Origin of the sequence: Stakelama portus, from assembly GCF_003171655.1 — a bacterium.
Lineage (GTDB): Bacteria > Pseudomonadota > Alphaproteobacteria > Sphingomonadales > Sphingomonadaceae > Sphingomonas > Sphingomonas portus.
Genome location: NZ_QFZL01000001.1, coordinates 847,269 through 862,738, shown reverse-complemented (window position 1 = coordinate 862,738; position 15,470 = coordinate 847,269). Strand labels below are relative to the sequence as shown.

18 protein-coding genes are annotated in these 15,470 nt (G+C 63.6%); 12 read left to right on the top strand and 6 right to left on the bottom strand.

What is annotated here, in order from left to right:
- Window positions 1–8 precede the first annotated feature (8 nt).
- From DKB74_RS04020 to DKB74_RS04010, 3 genes are read right to left on the bottom strand one after another with little or no spacing between them, the layout of a single operon-like run.
- Entirely contained in the window at window positions 9–668 is a 660-nt protein-coding gene (locus DKB74_RS04020) for a DJ-1/PfpI family protein (RefSeq protein ID WP_109807110.1), read from the bottom strand.
- 23 nt (window positions 669–691) lie between these two features.
- Window positions 692–1,339: a LysE family translocator gene (locus DKB74_RS04015; RefSeq protein ID WP_109806775.1), complete on the bottom strand. Its 648-nt coding sequence runs from the start codon at window positions 1,337–1,339 to the stop codon at window positions 692–694.
- The gene (locus tag DKB74_RS04010; RefSeq protein WP_109807109.1) at window positions 1,336–1,776 is read right to left on the bottom strand and encodes a PaaI family thioesterase; all 441 of its coding nucleotides are present in this window, start codon (window positions 1,774–1,776) and stop codon (window positions 1,336–1,338) included. Before DKB74_RS04010 ends, DKB74_RS04015 begins: the two co-directional genes overlap by 4 nt.
- A gap of 189 nt (window positions 1,777–1,965) precedes the next feature.
- Between DKB74_RS04010 and DKB74_RS04005 the strand changes: the two genes are divergently transcribed.
- From DKB74_RS04005 to DKB74_RS03995, 3 genes are read left to right on the top strand one after another with little or no spacing between them, the layout of a single operon-like run.
- The gene (locus DKB74_RS04005; RefSeq protein ID WP_109806774.1) at window positions 1,966–2,475 is read left to right on the top strand and encodes a cupin domain-containing protein; all 510 of its coding nucleotides are present in this window, start codon (window positions 1,966–1,968) and stop codon (window positions 2,473–2,475) included.
- Window positions 2,472–3,188, top strand: a complete 717-nt coding sequence (locus tag DKB74_RS04000) for a 2OG-Fe dioxygenase family protein (RefSeq protein ID WP_109806773.1) — start codon at window positions 2,472–2,474, stop codon at window positions 3,186–3,188. Before DKB74_RS04005 ends, DKB74_RS04000 begins: the two co-directional genes overlap by 4 nt.
- Before the next feature lie 9 nt (window positions 3,189–3,197).
- Window positions 3,198–3,743, top strand: a complete 546-nt coding sequence (locus tag DKB74_RS03995) for an AAA family ATPase (protein ID WP_109806772.1) — start codon at window positions 3,198–3,200, stop codon at window positions 3,741–3,743.
- A 5-nt stretch (window positions 3,744–3,748) separates the two neighbouring features.
- Here the strand turns inward: DKB74_RS03995 and DKB74_RS03990 are convergent, their stop codons facing one another.
- Complete coding sequence (locus DKB74_RS03990; protein ID WP_109806771.1) at window positions 3,749–4,657, bottom strand: LysR family transcriptional regulator; 909 nt, start codon at window positions 4,655–4,657, stop codon at window positions 3,749–3,751.
- Window positions 4,658–4,885: 228 nt separating this feature from the next.
- Between DKB74_RS03990 and DKB74_RS03985 the strand changes: the two genes are divergently transcribed.
- The 8 genes from DKB74_RS03985 to DKB74_RS03950 all read left to right on the top strand — a co-directional run bounded on the left by DKB74_RS03985 (window position 4,886) and on the right by DKB74_RS03950 (window position 14,395).
- Window positions 4,886–7,831, top strand: coding sequence for a TonB-dependent receptor plug domain-containing protein (locus DKB74_RS03985; RefSeq protein WP_161956790.1), 2,946 nt, complete (start codon window positions 4,886–4,888; stop codon window positions 7,829–7,831).
- Window positions 7,832–7,928: 97 nt separating this feature from the next.
- Window positions 7,929–9,866, top strand: a complete 1,938-nt coding sequence (locus DKB74_RS03980) for a S9 family peptidase (protein ID WP_161956789.1) — start codon at window positions 7,929–7,931, stop codon at window positions 9,864–9,866.
- A 115-nt stretch (window positions 9,867–9,981) separates the two neighbouring features.
- Complete coding sequence (locus DKB74_RS03975) at window positions 9,982–10,857, top strand: dienelactone hydrolase family protein (protein WP_109806768.1); 876 nt, start codon at window positions 9,982–9,984, stop codon at window positions 10,855–10,857.
- Window positions 10,858–11,021: 164 nt separating this feature from the next.
- The gene (locus tag DKB74_RS03970; RefSeq protein ID WP_109806767.1) at window positions 11,022–11,975 is read left to right on the top strand and encodes a hypothetical protein; all 954 of its coding nucleotides are present in this window, start codon (window positions 11,022–11,024) and stop codon (window positions 11,973–11,975) included.
- Window positions 11,976–12,089: 114 nt separating this feature from the next.
- The gene (locus DKB74_RS03965; RefSeq protein WP_109806766.1) at window positions 12,090–12,314 is read left to right on the top strand and encodes a hypothetical protein; all 225 of its coding nucleotides are present in this window, start codon (window positions 12,090–12,092) and stop codon (window positions 12,312–12,314) included.
- Between the two features lie 9 nt (window positions 12,315–12,323).
- Window positions 12,324–12,848, top strand: a complete 525-nt coding sequence (locus tag DKB74_RS03960; protein ID WP_109806765.1) for a gamma carbonic anhydrase family protein — start codon at window positions 12,324–12,326, stop codon at window positions 12,846–12,848.
- Window positions 12,849–12,856: 8 nt separating this feature from the next.
- Entirely contained in the window at window positions 12,857–13,306 is a 450-nt protein-coding gene (locus DKB74_RS03955; RefSeq protein WP_109806764.1) for a hypothetical protein, read from the top strand.
- 144 nt (window positions 13,307–13,450) lie between these two features.
- On the top strand, window positions 13,451–14,395 hold the full coding sequence (locus tag DKB74_RS03950) for an NAD(P)H-dependent flavin oxidoreductase (RefSeq protein WP_109806763.1): 945 nt from the start codon (window positions 13,451–13,453) through the stop codon (window positions 14,393–14,395).
- 7 nt (window positions 14,396–14,402) lie between these two features.
- Here the strand turns inward: DKB74_RS03950 and DKB74_RS03945 are convergent, their stop codons facing one another.
- On the bottom strand, window positions 14,403–14,855 hold the full coding sequence (locus DKB74_RS03945) for a DUF1465 family protein (protein WP_239987358.1): 453 nt from the start codon (window positions 14,853–14,855) through the stop codon (window positions 14,403–14,405).
- Between the two features lie 77 nt (window positions 14,856–14,932).
- Window positions 14,933–15,130 carry a YdcH family protein gene (locus DKB74_RS03940; protein ID WP_109807107.1) on the bottom strand — a complete coding sequence of 66 codons (198 nt, stop codon included), beginning with the start codon at window positions 15,128–15,130 and terminating at the stop codon, window positions 14,933–14,935.
- A gap of 151 nt (window positions 15,131–15,281) precedes the next feature.
- Between DKB74_RS03940 and DKB74_RS03935 the strand changes: the two genes are divergently transcribed.
- Window positions 15,282–15,434 carry a YdcH family protein gene (locus DKB74_RS03935; RefSeq protein ID WP_109806762.1) on the top strand — a complete coding sequence of 51 codons (153 nt, stop codon included), beginning with the start codon at window positions 15,282–15,284 and terminating at the stop codon, window positions 15,432–15,434.
- The last annotated feature ends 36 nt before the right edge of the window (window positions 15,435–15,470 follow it).

Below are 15,470 nucleotides of genomic sequence, written 5' to 3'. Positions count from 1 at the left end.
AGACGTTGTCACGGCGACAGGCTTGCCCGTCCGAAGTCCTCCTTTGGCGGGCGGCCCGCTGGCGGCTTCTCGCCGATCTGCGCAGTCACGACAGACAGCGCCCGATCGACATAGGCGGCTTTCTCTCCGACCGGTGCGACATAGTGGATCGCTTCGCGCGCCTGTTCCACCGAACCACCGCGTGCGATCATCCAGGCCGCGAGATAATGCGATGCGAGGCAACCGCCCGCAGTCGCGACATTGCCGTGCGCAACAAAGGGCGCATCGACGACATGCACGCCCGCTTCGACCACCCATGGCTTGCTCGTCAGGTCGGTGCAGGCCGGCAGATCCCCGATCAGGCCGAGCTTCGCCAGCAACAACGTGCCCGAACATTGCGCGCCGATCAGCTGGCGCCCGGGATCGAGCCGGAGTCGCCGGAGCAACGCACCATCATTGGCCAGCTCGCGCGTGCGAATACCGCTGCCGATCAGGACGGCGTCGGCCTGCGCGGCGAATTCGATCGGGCGCTGGCTGCGGATCGTGACGCCGTTCATCGACGTCACTTCCGCCGAAGGCGAAGCGATATAGGCCCGCCACCCGACCGGCCTGAGACGATTGAGGATCGATGCGGCAATGAACGAATCCAGTTCGTTGAAGCCGTCGAACGTCAGAACCGCTATTTCCATGTCCATCCCTTCGTCGAACAATGTCATCGCTGCGCCGGATGGAGCGCGATACGCACCCCCAACGCGATCAGCACGCCACCGGTCAGACCATCGAGCCAGCGCGCTACGGCCGCTCGTGCGAACCAATGCCGCAACGGCCGACTGCCCAGAATCAGCAGCGCGAACCATGCCATTCCGAGCAGGGCGTGAAGCGCCGCCAGCAACAGGCTGAAACCCAGCACCGACGCCCCTGCCGGAATGAATTGCGGCAGGAAGCTCACATAGAAGACGCCCATTTTGGGATTGAGCAGATTGGTGAGCAGGCCCTTGAGGAACCAGTTGCCCGGTCGCGACGGCACAGGGGAACGCGCCGGCTTTGCAGCATCAGCGCAAGCGCCGCGTGCGAGCGCCGCCCGAACCATCCCCAGCCCCAGCCACAGCAGATAGGCCGCGCCCGCATATTGCAGGATCGTATAGAGCGTGCCGGACAATGCCAGCAGCGCCCCGAGCCCCAGCGCGACCACCAGCCCCCAGGCGAGAACCCCGACAACCACCCCGGTTGCCGCCGCCATAGCCCGGCGCGGCCCTTCGACGGCGAGGGTACGCAGGACCAGTGCCATGTCGAGCCCCGGGGTCAGCACCAGAAGCCCGGCGGCGAGCATGAACCCGGCCAGTGCGGCGAAGACGGTCATGCCCTGCCCGCCTCCATGCGCATCAGCGTCTGCTGGCCCGAGGCGCAGAGCAGCTCCGCGCCCTCGCGCACGACATGGACTTTAAGGTCGCATACGGTCAGCGAACGCCCTGCGCGCAACACCTCGCCGGTGGCGCGCAGGCGCTCGCCTGCTGCCGGACGGATCAGGTTGAGCTTATATTCGACGGTCAGGACATCCTCGCCATCGCCGAACACCGAATAGGCGGCGTACCCGCCCGCCACATCGGCAATCGCGCCCACCACGCCGCCATGAAGGAAACCGTTCTGCTGGCACAGATCGGCCCGGAACGGCAGTTCGAGCACCACCTTGCCATGGCTGGCGCTGACCACCCTGGCGCCGATCAGGGCCATGAAACTCTGGCGCGCGAAGCTCTCACGAACCCGTTCGAGCAGGTGCGGATCGTCCGGTGCGTGCATCAGCGCGCCCTCCCGGCCATGCCGGCGCCCCCGCGCCGCGACTCTCGCCACGCCATCGGTGCGCCGCAAACAGCGAAAGGATCGCAATGGCAATTTGCGCAGGGTCTGATGTGCATCCGGTTGCTCCTCGATCTTCATCATTGTATCAAATTGCGAGTCGATCAAATCAAAGATTGCACTGGTACAATCATGCCCTTCGCTTTCCATCCCCCGGTTCTCCATCTCGACGCGCTCGATCTGAAAGAACATGTCCATGGCGATCGCTATCAGGCGCGGATGGCATCCTTCGCCGCGCCGCTGGGCGCCACCATGTTGGGTGGCCGGCTGGTCGTGGTGCCGCCGGGCAAGCGGGCCTGGCCCTTTCACGGCCATCACGCGAATGAGGAACTGTTCGTGATCCTGTCCGGCACCGGACGCCTGCGCTATGCCGATGGCGACCATGGATTGCGCGCGGGCGATGTCGCGCTGTGCCCCGCCGGCGGCGCGGCGAGTGCGCATCAGATCGTCAACGACGGCGATGTCGATCTGCGCTATCTCGCGATCAGCACGATGAACGCCCCCGATGTGCTCGACTATCCCGACAGCGGCAAGTTCGCGGTCATGGCCGGCACCGCCCCCGGCGGAGACAAAACGGGCCGCACGGTGGACCATGTCGGACGCTATGCCGATGCGGTCGGATATTGGGACGACGAACCATGAGCATCGCGCTCGCCAGCGCCGCGGCGCCCGGGATCGCGCCGCGCTCTGTGTTCAGCCTGCCGCCGGGCGCGCTGGTGGATCCCGCCGCCCGCGCATGGGCGCCCTTTGCACAGAGCTGGGACGATCTGCCCCGCGACGGCTGGATGGCCGATGGCGGCACCTATCGCCGCAGGCGCTACGCCGCCTTTCGCGTCGCGGGCGCGCAATCCACGCGCCTCCCGCATTGCGCGCATTTTCAGTTACGTGACCACAATCCGCTGAACGGAGGTGTCGCACGCTGGTTCGCGCCGATGGCCGAAGCGACTACCGGCTCGCCGCTGTTTCAGGCGCTGTTGCGCGACACCGCCGCCCGTATCGCAGATGCCGCTGCGCAGGCTGCGCGGGCATGGATGGTAGAGGCGCATCAGTTTCGTATCGAAGCGCTGCCGGAACAGCCCGGCCTGCCGACGCCTGAGGGGATGCATCATGACGGGCGCGACTGGGTGCTGATCCTGCTGGTCGGCGGCGGCGCATATGCCGGCGGCGAGAGCCGCGTCGCGGATGCCTCCGGCGCGTGCCGTTTCGCGCGGCGGCTTACCCGGCCCGGCGAAGCGCTGTTGCTGAACGACCGGCAGGTCCGCCACGAAACCACGCCCATCGAAGCGACAACGCCTGCCACGCCCGCATGGCGCGACACGCTGGTCCTCACTTTCGCGCAAGCATCGGAACGCTGAAGGATCGCAATGGACCGCTTCTTCGTCCTGACCGGCGGCCCGGGATCGGGCAAAACCACCCTGCTCGCCGCGCTGGCCGAACAAGGCTTGCCGCATATGCCAGAGGCCGGGCGCGCCGTAATCCGCGATCAGATGGCGATGGGCGGAACCGCCCTGCCCTGGGACGATCGCGAAACATTCGCCGATCGGATGCTCGAACGGGATCTGGGTTCCTATGACGCAGCAATGTCGCGGTCGGGCGTGTTGTTCTTCGATCGCGGGATTCCCGATATCATCGGCTATCGCATGCTGTGCGGCCTGGCGATCCCCGGCGATCTGATGCACGCGGCCCGAACGCGCCGCTACAACCGCCATGTCTTCATCGCCCCGCCCTGGCAGGAAATCTATGCACGCGATACAGAGCGCAGGCAGGACTGGGCAGAGGCAGTGGCGACGCATGACGCGATGCTGCGCGTCTATCGGGATCTGCACTATGTCCCCGTGCCGCTGCCGCTCGCGGCGCCGGATGCGCGTGCGGCGTTCGTGCTGCAGTCGATCGCGCGCGGGCCCGCATAGCAGGGCTAGGCCGCGTCCAGAGCCTGCTCGGTAACGGCATTCCATATCCGCTCGACAAGCGGACGATTATTTCCACGCGCCTTGTAGAGTTCGATCTGGACTTCGACTTCCCACGGGCCGGGGATTTGTCGCAACATCGGCTCCTCGCCATGCGCCAGGACGGTAGTTTCGGGCAGCCAGGCGACTCCCAGCCCCAGCGTGGCGGCGGTGTGTATGCTCTCCGCCAGCGACGCGCGGTATCGCGGCCGCAGCCGCGATCGGAACGGCGCCTGTTCCACCATATCGTTGACCAGTCGCGACAGCATCGCCGTCCCCGAATAGGCGATATAGGGAATTGCAGGCCCCGAAGCGGCTTCGAATTTGGGATCGGCGATGCTGGTATGGGCATAGGGAACCAGCCGGTCGCGCCCGATGACTTTTCGGTCGAACGCGGCAAAATCGACTTCCTGCGATCCGGCGGGCAAGGCGTAGCAGAGGAAAAAGTCGGTGCGATGCTCGCTCAGCGATGCAAGATACTCATCGACCGTGCGCGTTTCGGCGATCACCGAAGCTTCGATCGGCCCCACCTTGCCGATCAGCTGCGAAACGAGCGCAGGTACGAAATAGAGCGCCAGCGTGTGCAGCGAGGCAATGGTGATCGCGTTGCGCGATCCGCGCGCCAGCCCTTCGCTCGCCAGCCTCGCGTCATAGGATTGCCGGATGATGTCGCGCGCCGCAGAGGCGAATTCATGCCCTGCTGCGGTCAGCCGGATCGGATGCTGCGAACGATCGAGCAATTCGGCGCCCGCCCATAGTTCGAGCGACTTGATCCGCCGGCTGAGTGCCGATTGCGTGATGTGCCGGACCTCCGCCGCGCGGGCAAAGTGTCCCTCTTGAGCAACACACACAAGGTCTTCTAACCATTTCAGGTTCATAAAATCACGTATTATCAGCGCATTGCGTTTTTGTCATCAGAAATCGCCAATTTTGAATTTGCGACCACTTGCCTCTGCGGCGCTAGGTTCCCTGCAACGGAATTGCGACATGCGAATGCAGGACGTTCGAAAATTACGTCGCGGCCGTGACCAATATCGCCAATCGGGGGGTCGAAAATGAACAGGAAGTTTCTCGTAACATCGTGCGTGGGCGCGTTGGCGGCCGCGATGGTCTCCGCGCCCGCAATGGCTCAGGACGCCGGTGAACCGACACAGACGCTGCCGGACGGCAGCGCCCAGGACAGCAATCAGGAAGCTGAGATCGTCGTCACCGGATCGCGCATCCGCCGCTCCAACGCGACGTCGGCCATTCCGCTGCAGGTGATCGATCGCCGGACGATCGACGAAAGCGGCACGGTCGATCTGGCCGAAATCGTCACCGAAATTCCCGGCGTCGATTCGGACCTTTCGCCCGAAACGACCAACACCAGCGTTCAGAATTCGGGCATCAGCACGATCAACCTGCGCCGCCTGGGCAGCAACCGTACGCTGACGCTGATCGACGGCCGCCGCGCCATCTCCAACGCCGGCAATGGCGAGCGCGTCAGCCTGAACACCATTCCCGCGGGCTTTGTCGAATCGATCGAAGTCACCACCGGCGGCGCATCGGCCATTTACGGGTCGGACGCGATCGCGGGCGTCGTCAACATCCTGCTCAAAAAGGATTTCGACGGATTCGAAGCCAATCTTCGCTATGGCAAGCCCGAAGCATCGGGCGAGCGCGAGATGCTCGCCGACCTGACCTGGGGTCACAATTTCGCCAATGGTCGCGGCAATGTCATGCTCGGCTTCAGCTTCGAACATGAAGACCCGATCTATGCCGATGCGACGCGGCCGGAATCGATCCGTCCCGTTTCCTGGGGGATCCCGGGCGATATCGGCAATTTCAACGACGAAACGCTGCTGCCGGGCTGTGACGCATCGGGCGACTACTGCATGACGCCGAGCCTCAGCTCCTACATCCCGGGCGGCCGGTTCGAATCGGACGATGCGTGGAACATCGGCGGCGTCTGGTACAATGACAAGTCGCTGCTTCCCAATGACGGCCGCACCGCCGCCGAAGGCTTCGAAACCTATCCGGACGGGTATAATTATCGCCCGGGCCAGACGCTTTCGCCCGAATATGAAATGTGGTCGGGCGCGTTCAAGGCGAATTACGAAGTGACGCCCAGCATCACGTTCGATGTCGGCGCGATGTACACGCTGATCAGCACGCGCGCGCGCAGCTCGTCGGAAGCGGCCATTTATGGCGACACCTATGCGGTGCTCGATGCCAACGGCAATGCACAATATGACAGCAACGGCGTCATGATCGAAGCCGAGCTTCCGCAGATCGCGGCGAACCATCCCTTCATTCCCGCCGCGGTCGAGGAAACCCGTTCGGGCACGGTCAGCTGGTATCGCCGTTTCAACGAGCTCGGCTGGGACGAAAAGGTCAATGACCGCACCACGCTGCGCACCAATTTCGGGCTGTCGGGCAATGCCTGGGGCGACTGGCAATGGAATGCCTCGGGCACCTACGGCACCTATAAACAGCATCAGCGCGACCTGAACGAGATCGATCTTCAGCATCTCGCCAATGCGCTCGAAGTGACGACGATCGGCAGCCAGGTGGTCTGCGCCAGCGCGGCCGCGCGCGCCGAAGGCTGTGTCCCGGTCAACATCTTCGGCGAAGGTTCGATCAACGACGATATGGCGCGCTATATCCGCTACAATGCGGATCTGTGGCAGGAGCGCGAACAGGTCACCGGCCTGCTCAGCGCCAACGGCACTGCGTTCCAGCTTCCCGCCGGACCGCTGAAGGTCGCCGCGGGCATCGAATATCGCCGCGAATATCAGCGCACCTGGGGTCAGGGCGGGGACAAGATCCTCCAGACCACGTCGACCGGCATTCCCGATATCGAAGCCCGTTTCGACGTCATCGAAGCGTTCGCCGAAGCCGATATTCCGATCCTGCGCACGCTTTCGTTGCAGATTGCGGGTCGCGTCGCCGATTATTCCACGGTCGGCACCGTCTACAGCTACAATGTCGGCGGCAGCTTCTATCCCAGCCCCGACATCCGCTTCCGCGCGCAATATTCGCGGTCGCAGCGCGCGCCGACGCTGACCGAGTTCTTCTCGCCGCCGCGCGGCGACTATGACTCGCTCACCGATCCCTGCAGCGGGCTGCTGGCCGACGGGAATGGCATCACCATTCCGCCGGGCAGCGGCGCTTCGGCTTCGACGATCGCGGCAAACTGCCTCGCCGAACCGGGTATTCAGGCCTATTTCGCCGACCCGAACAATGCCGGTCAGGCATTTTCGAGCGGTGGCAGCGTCTATGGTCCGAACGCGGGCAACACCAATCTGCGCGAAGAAACCGCCGACACCTTTACCGCCGGCGTCATCCTGACGCCCCGGTTCATTCCGGGCCTGACGCTGATCGTCGATTATTACCAGATCAACGTGAAGGACGCGATCGGATCGGTTTCGACCCAGCTGACGGCCGAGCTCTGCTACACGGCGGACAATTATCCGGACAATCGCTTCTGCGACGTGATCTCGCGCAATCCCGCGAACGGCACGATCCGTCAGGTGATCAACCAGTCGGAAAATCTCGATCGCTACAAGACGGCGGGTATCGACGCGACGTTCGATTATGATGTCGAGCTGCCCGTCCTGCCGGGCAAGTTCGGGCTCAGCGTGATCTACACCCATTATCTGGACGATTCGTACAGCTTCCAGGCGATCGACGGACTTGAGGAAGTCGATACGCTGGGTCTGATCGGCAATCCGCAGGACGAATTCCGGGCGAAGGTCGGCTGGAGCCATAACGGACTGCGGCTGAGCTGGACGACGCTGTTCAAGAGCGGCGGCGTCGACGACAAGGATGTGGCGCCGGGCGATCCCGCCTATTTCCACATCGGATCGCAGGCATATCACAATTTCTACATCGGCTATACGCTGCGGAACCGGCCGACGGTCCGTCTCTATGCCGGCGTGAACAATGTGTTCGACGATCTCGGCCCGTTCCTGCCTTCGGGTCTGGACAACGGCAGCAGCCGCAACATCGTGTCGTCGCTCAACGATCTGGATGGTCGCGAATTCTATGTGGGCGCACGCTTCGCCTTCTGACCATCGACCTTCGGGAGCCGCCTCCGCAAGGGGCGGCTCCCCCTCACTTTTGATCAAACAGGCCTGCGGGGACTTCCTCGCAAAGGAGCTTCTTGTCGTGCGTTTGCTGCTCTCCGCCTCTCTGGCCGCCCTCATTCTCGCCACCGCGCCGGCGGGCGCTCAGGAACGCCGCCAGTTCGGCGAGCATCTGTTCCTCGAAAATGTCCCGCAATCGGTCCTTTATGACGGCCAGGCGGTCGCCGGGCATATGCGTACCCGCAACAGCTATTCGGTGCGCGGCTGGACGCATGACGGCAGCGCGCTGCTGTTCGCCTATCGCGGCGACCTGTACCGCCGGTCGAGCGTGAATGCGGACTATGTTCCGGTACTCGACCTGCCCAAGCTAAGCCTGTCGAGCGCCAAGCCGGCATCGGTGTGCGGGCGCGACGGCTATGTCTTCACGTCGGATCAGGACGGCGACGAATATAGCGCGGTCTATCTGACCGACGGTCGTTCCTTCGACGCGGACAAAATCTCGCCGGGCCGGTCGCGCAATGTATCGGTGATCGTTTCCGCATCGGGCGATCGCGTCGCCTATGCCAGTGCGGAGGCAGGCACCGGCGTGTGGCAGCTCATCACACAGAAAAGCTGCGCCGGTGCGCCGTCCCAGATCCTCTATACCGGCAACGCGCCTTTCTATCCCGACGATATCAGCCCAGACGAAACGCATATGCTGGCCAAAGGGCCGTCCGACGACGGCTTCAAACTGTCCGAGATCGACCTGGAAACCGGCGTCGAGGAAGTCATCCTGAAAAGCGATGAGGATGTGCGCGATGCGGTCTATTCCGCCGATGGCCGCTATATCTTCTTCACCAGCAACGCCTATTCCAATTTCATCGAACTGATGCGGCTCGACCGCGAAACCGGCGAACTCATCCCGGTGCTCAGCGATGTCGGGTACGATATCGACGAAATCGCCGTATCGCCCGACCGCAGCCGCATGGCGGTCTCGTACAATCGTCTTGGCCTGTCGATGATCGTCGTTATCGACATGAACGCGCTCAAGCTGATCGCCGGCCCGTCGGAAAAGTCGCTGGGCGTCGTTGCAGGCATGCAATTCTCGCCCGATGGCGAAAAGCTGGCGATGCGCATTTCCCAGCCCGAAGTGCCGTGGCGTTCGGGGCTATATGATTATCGCCGCGACAGTTTCGAAGTCTGGACCGGTGGCTTCGCACCCAATCAGACGATCACGTCGCTGGTGCCCGAACTCACCACCTATCCAACCTTCGACATGGACGGCGATGCGCCGCGCCGGATCCCGCTGCTCGCCTATCGCCCCTCGACGGTTTCGGCAGACAAGCCCGCGCCGGTGGTGATCTTTGCCCATGGCGGGCCGGAATCGCAGTCGCGGCCCAGCTTCAGCCGCTTCTACCATTATATCGTCACCGAACTGGGCATCGCGGTGCTCCGGCCGAACATTCGCGGGTCGGACGGCTATGGCAAGGAATTCGAACGGCTCGACGAAACCACGAAGCGCGAGGACGCGATCCGCGACATCGGCGCATTGCTCGACTGGATCCGCGACCAGCCCGATCTGGACGAATCGCGGGTTGTGATCGCAGGCGGTTCCTATGGCGGCTATGTCTCGCTCGGATCGCTGGTCGCCTATTCCGACCGGCTCAAGGGCGGCATTTCCCGCTTCGGCGTTGCCGATTTCGCATCGTTCATGGCGAATACCGAGCCCTATCGCGTCGACAATCGCCGCCGCGAATATGGCGATGAGCGCGATCCCGAAATCGCAGCGTTCTTTCAGCGCGTATCGCCGATGCAGAATGCCGACCGGATCACGGTGCCGGTGTTGTTCATCCAGGGCGGCAACGACCCCCGCGTCCCGCAGCAGCAATCCGAAGACATGATCGCGGCGATCCGGGCAAATGGCGTCCGCGTCTCCTATGTCCTCGCCACCGATGAAGGCCATGGGTTCGAAAAGAGCGAGAACAGCCGCATTTCCGACGGCGCCCAGATCGCCTTTCTTCGCGAAATGCTGCTGCAATAACGCACCACCATCCCCGCCTGGCCTTGCGCGACCGGGGATCGCACGCGCGCAATTCCCCGCCCGCCCCCGATCGGCTAAAGCCATGCCGGGCGGCGGGCGCCGGGAGTGAATATCGATGTGTGATCGCGATGAAATCGCCGAATGGAACCGTAACGGAAAGCGCGACTGGTCGTTCAACCGTCGCCAGTTCGTCGCCGCAGCGGCATTGAGTGGTGCGCTGAGCGCCTGCGCCGGCACCGACGCATCGAGCGATCCGATTGCCGAGGAGATGGTTTCGGTCACCACGCCGGACGGTGTGATGGACGCATTTTTCGTGCGGCCGACATCGGGCAAGCATCCCGCGATCATCACCTGGCCGGACATTGCCGGCCTGCGCGACGCATTCAAGCTGATGGCGCGGCGACTGGCGGGTCAGGGCTATGCCGTGCTTGTCGCCAATCCCTATTACCGCTCGATCCCCGCCCCGCAATTTGCCGATTTCGCCGAATTTCTCGCGAATAACGGGTTCGAGACCGTCACGCCCTGGCGACAGCAGCTGACTGCCGATGCCGTCATGCGCGATGCACGCGACATGGTGCGCTGGCTCGATGCACAGCCGTCCGTCGACCCTGCACGCGGCGTCGGCACGAATGGCTATTGCATGGGCGGTCCGTTCACCATTTTCACCGCCGCCGCGGTGCCCGATCGCGTGCGCGCTGCCGCATCCCTGCATGGCGCCGCGCTGGTGGTGCCCGATAGTCCGCAGAGCCCCGACACCATGATTCGCGAAACGCAGGCGCAATATCTGTTCGCCATTGCCCAAAACGACGATCAGAAGGATCCGGAAGCGAAGATGACACTCCGCCAGGCGGCGGAATCGGCCGGCCGTTCGGCCGAGATCGAAGTCTATCCCGCCGATCATGGCTGGACCGTTCCCGACGCCCCGGCATATGACAAGCATGCGGCGGAACGGGCATGGGCCCGAATGAGCAGGCTTTTTCAGACGCTCTGACCGGCAAATCGCCAACAATCCCGAAATCGCGGCGGCGCTTTCAAAAGGTGCCGTCGGCCGCTGCTGGCTATTTTTTGCGCTCCCAAACTTGCATTACGGTCAATCCCTGCTCTGTTAACCATATTGGTCGCTGACCGAGTCGCGTTGCTTTCTGGGGGGAAGAAATGCTGATCTGGTTTGCCGCTGCCAATAATCTCGTGTCCGCCGCAGTCCCGGCCACTGCTGCCGACTCGGTTCAGGGATGGATCGGCGTCACGCTCGGCGCGCTGGGGCTGATCGTCGGTATCGCGCTTGTCGCGACACTGGCGGCATTGCGCGATCGTTTCCCCAAGCCGGGCAAGCCGCGCGAAAAGGAATTCACGCGCATGCTGTGCGATCAGGTGTGGAAACATACCGACGCGCTGGCCAACAGCTTCGCGCAGCGGCCCCGCGTCCCGCCATCGGACCTCGTCACGCTGCGCATACTCGTCCGTACCCTGCGCGAAGATCTGGCCGGGCCGGCAAGTTTCGTCGATCAGATGCGCGCCCAGCCGCCGGGCGAATGGCCGAAATACGGGCTGTTCGGCGCCTTTGCGGCATGGGGCGGCCAGATAAAGTCGCTCGAATCCCAGCTCGCAGACCTGCAACAGACGATCAACTATCCGCTCGTCAAGGAATCGGCCGATTCCTATCGCGACGCGATGCTGCTCCATCATTTTCAGACCGAGCAGGCGGTTTTCGCGCGCGCGGTCGATCAACTGCGCAGCCACGCCTTCGATCTATGTGCGGCCGCGCGCAAGCTGCTCGGTTCGGGGGAAAAGTCCTCGCAGGACGAGGAGGAAGCGCACGACCACGCCCCCTGCCCCTGCTGCCGGCGTCGTGACGACCATGTGATCATCCGCGAGACCGGCGAGCTGAAGCTGCCGCCGCTTCCCCCGACCCCGGAAAAGCCGGCACCGCCCGCACCGCCCGCGCCCGCGCAGCCGACCTGGCTCTGCGTCTGCGCGATACCGCGGCCCTGCCCGGTCTGCGCGGGCGGATGCGGGTGCGGATGCAAATGTTCCGGAGCGACACAGGCCCATGCCCATGTCCTGCTTCCCGCCGCGCCTGCGCCGTCGCCAGCCGCGTCGGAAAAATAATCCGGGCTGCGACTGATGCCCGCTGGAACGCGACAAATGGTGCGTCGCGGCATTGAAGCGTTAACTTCTGCACGGTAGCTTTCAGCCGGGGATCGTTGTCCGGGTGGGTAACAAATGGCTGAGTTTTTCGTCTTCCTCTACGCAATGGCGACGGGATTCGTCCTGGTTTCGCTTCAGCGCAACCAGCGGCAGCAACGGCCCAATTCGCAGATGGTAACCATGATGGGATGGGGGCTTTTCTCGCTCTCCTCCACGCTTGCCGTGCTGATGGCCGGGCTCGCGGTCGCAATTGCGATGGGAATGCCGCTTCCGATTGCGAACGCGCCGCTGCTCCCATAAGCTGGACCGGTGCCGCTCTATTCGATCTTCGGAAAATCGCCTGTCGTCGCAGAGGATGCCTGGGTCGCCCCCAGCGCGGACCTGATCGGCGACGTCCATCTCGGGTCCGGTGCCAGCATCTGGTTCGGCGCTGTCATCCGCGCCGATAATACGCCGATCGTCATCGGCCGGGGCAGCAATGTGCAGGACGGGTGCGTTCTCCACAGCGATCCGGGCTTTGCCTGCACCATCGGTGAGGATTGCACGGTGGGGCATCATGCAGTGCTGCATGGCTGCACGATCGGCGATCGCACGCTGGTCGGCATGGGCGCCACGATCCTGAACGGTGCGGTGATCGGCGAGGATTGCCTGATCGGCGCCGGCGCATTGATTACCGAAGGCAAGCATTTCCCCGCGGGCCATATGATCCTGGGCAGCCCGGCGCGCGCCATCCGCCCGCTCGACGATCAGGCCAAGGCGATGCTCAAGGCATCGTCCGCCCTGTACGCGCATAAACAGGCCGAATATGCGGCCGATCTGAAACCCATCGATTGAGGGGTGCCATGGGCTGGTTCGACTGGTTCCGCCGACTCGTTACACGCCCCGCGCCACCGTCCGGAGCGCAGCAGCCGCCACCGGATTCGCCCGAACCGGCGACAGCGCCGCCCGAGCCGCTCCGGATCGAGCCCGAAAGCGACTGGCAGGCCGGCTGCGACGGCGATCTCCTCTGGATGATCGATCGCGACGGCAGGCGGCATCAGCTGCCACTTTCGCAGCTCCACGCCGTAGCGATCGAAACCAACGCCAGCGGTCCCCTGGGCATGGATTTCTGGTGGCTGATCTATGGCCCGGAAGAGGATGTCGCCTTCACCTTTCCGCAGGGCGCTGTCGGCGAATCGACCGTGCTCGAACATGTCACTGCCCTGCCCGGTTTCCGGCACGATGCGTTTCAGGCCGCGATCCAGTCCACCGACGAGGACACGTTCGTCGTCTGGCAACGCCCGTTTCCCTAGCGCGGATGGCGCCTGCATGGTCGGGCATGACGATTCGCCCGGAAACGGCCGGAACCTTGGACCGCTCTTGCGCGATCCGCCGAAGCCGTAACGTCGCCGGGACCGGGATAGACAGCCCTTCGCGTTGCGCTATGAAACGTACCTATGTCGTTGCCACCCATCTTCGATCGCCTGCGCCTGCCGGTCATCGGCTCGCCCATGTTCATCATCTCCGGCCCGGAACTGGTCATCGCCCAGTGCAAGGCGGGAATCGTCGGTTCCTTCCCCGCGCTCAATGCGCGCCCGGATACGAAGCTCGACGAATGGCTGCATCAGATCACCGAAGAACTGGCCGCGTGGGATCGCGACAATCCCGACACGCCTGCCGCCCCCTTCGCAGTCAATCAGATCGTCCACCGATCGAACCCGCGGCTCGAACATGATGTCGAAGTCTGCGCCCGGTGGAAGGTGCCGATCGTCATCACCTCGCTTGGCGCCCGCCCCGAGCTGAACGACGCGGTCCATGGCTGGGGCGGCATCACGCTGCACGATGTGATCGACGACCGGTTCGCGCATAAGGCAATCGAAAAAGGCGCCGACGGCCTGATCCTGGTCGCGACCGGCGCCGGCGGCCATGCCGGAACGCTCAGCCCCTTCGCGCTGGTTTCGGAAGTGCGGCAATGGTTCGACGGGCCGATCGCGCTGTCCGGAGCGATCTCGACCGGCGGCGCCGTGCTCGCGGCGCAGGCGATGGGCGCCGATCTCGCCTATATCGGCTCGCCCTTCATCGCGACCACCGAAGCCAATGCGATGGCCGATTACAAACAGGGGATCGTCGATGGCCGCGCCGCCGACATCGTCTATTCCAACCTCTTCACCGGCGTGCATGGCAATTATCTGCGCGCGTCGATCGTCAATGCCGGGCTCGATCCCGACAATCTGCCCGAAAGCGATCCCAGCAAGATGGATTTCGGCGGTGCCAAGGCATGGCGCGACATCTGGGGTTCGGGTCAGGGTATCGGATCGGTCGATGCCGTGGTGCCGGTGGCCGAACGCATCGAACGGCTGCAGCGCGAATATCGCGAGGCATTGGAGCGGGTAACCCGCTGAGGCCGGTTCAGAAGGACGCGGCGAGCCGCTGCATCATCGATCGCGCGGGGCTTTCCGCCGCCGGTTCTTCCAGCGCCGAATCGAGCCGGTCGACGCGGCGATACAGATCGATGCTCGCTTCGATGATCGTTATCGCCTGAAACGGAAGCGCGGCGAGCGCTTCGGGCTCGCTCTCCGGCGCGGTCCCGAGCCTGCGCGACGGGAGCAGCGCCTCGCGCGGGGCAATTTCACCCGCATCCACGGCGCGCTGCGTCAACAGCCATGCGATGACATGCATCAGCCGGGTGGTCACCTTGAGCGATTCGCAGGAAAAGGCGACGCGGCGCAGCGCATCGAGCGTATCGCGCTCCTCGCGACCGGCCTGGTCGAAATATGCGCGCGCTTCATCGGCCAGCAGCATCGCCTCGACATACAGCGAGTCGAGCAGCTTTCGATGAATACGCGTTGCCCCCGGTTCCATCATCCCGATTTGGTGCCACAGCATCGATGGTAACGGAAAGGTTAAATTCCGGCGTTTCGCGTCCCGTTACGGGAGCTTCAGGCGATAATGTCCGGAATCAGCATATCTTCGAGCCGCACGATATCGTCGCGCAGGCGCAGTTTGCGCTTTTTCAGGCGCGCCAGCTGGAGCTGATCGGCGGAACTGGTCGCATGCAGCGCCTCGATCGCGGTGTCGAGATCGCGATGCTCGGTGCGCAGCATTTCGAGTTCGTGGCGGATCTCGCTCTCGTCCATCGCTACCGCCATGCCCCAAGCGACTGCGCATCACAACGGATCATCGCAGGAATCGACACTAACCGTCGATTAGGTGCGAATCCGGTGGCGACAGAAGCTGCGAAAAGTGATCTACTCACTATCCCCCACACGCAGAAGGAGGATTGCTTACATGCAAACCGCGCATCTTGAGGCTCTGGAGACCAAGCACCATGTGCTCGACCAGCGAATCGCCGAGGAAACGCATCGTCCCCTGCCCGATCAGTCAGTGATCAGCGCATTGAAGCGCCAGAAGCTGCGCGTCAAGGAAGAGATGAACCGCTAACTGCGGTTTTCCACAACAAAGATCGGACTATTGGCG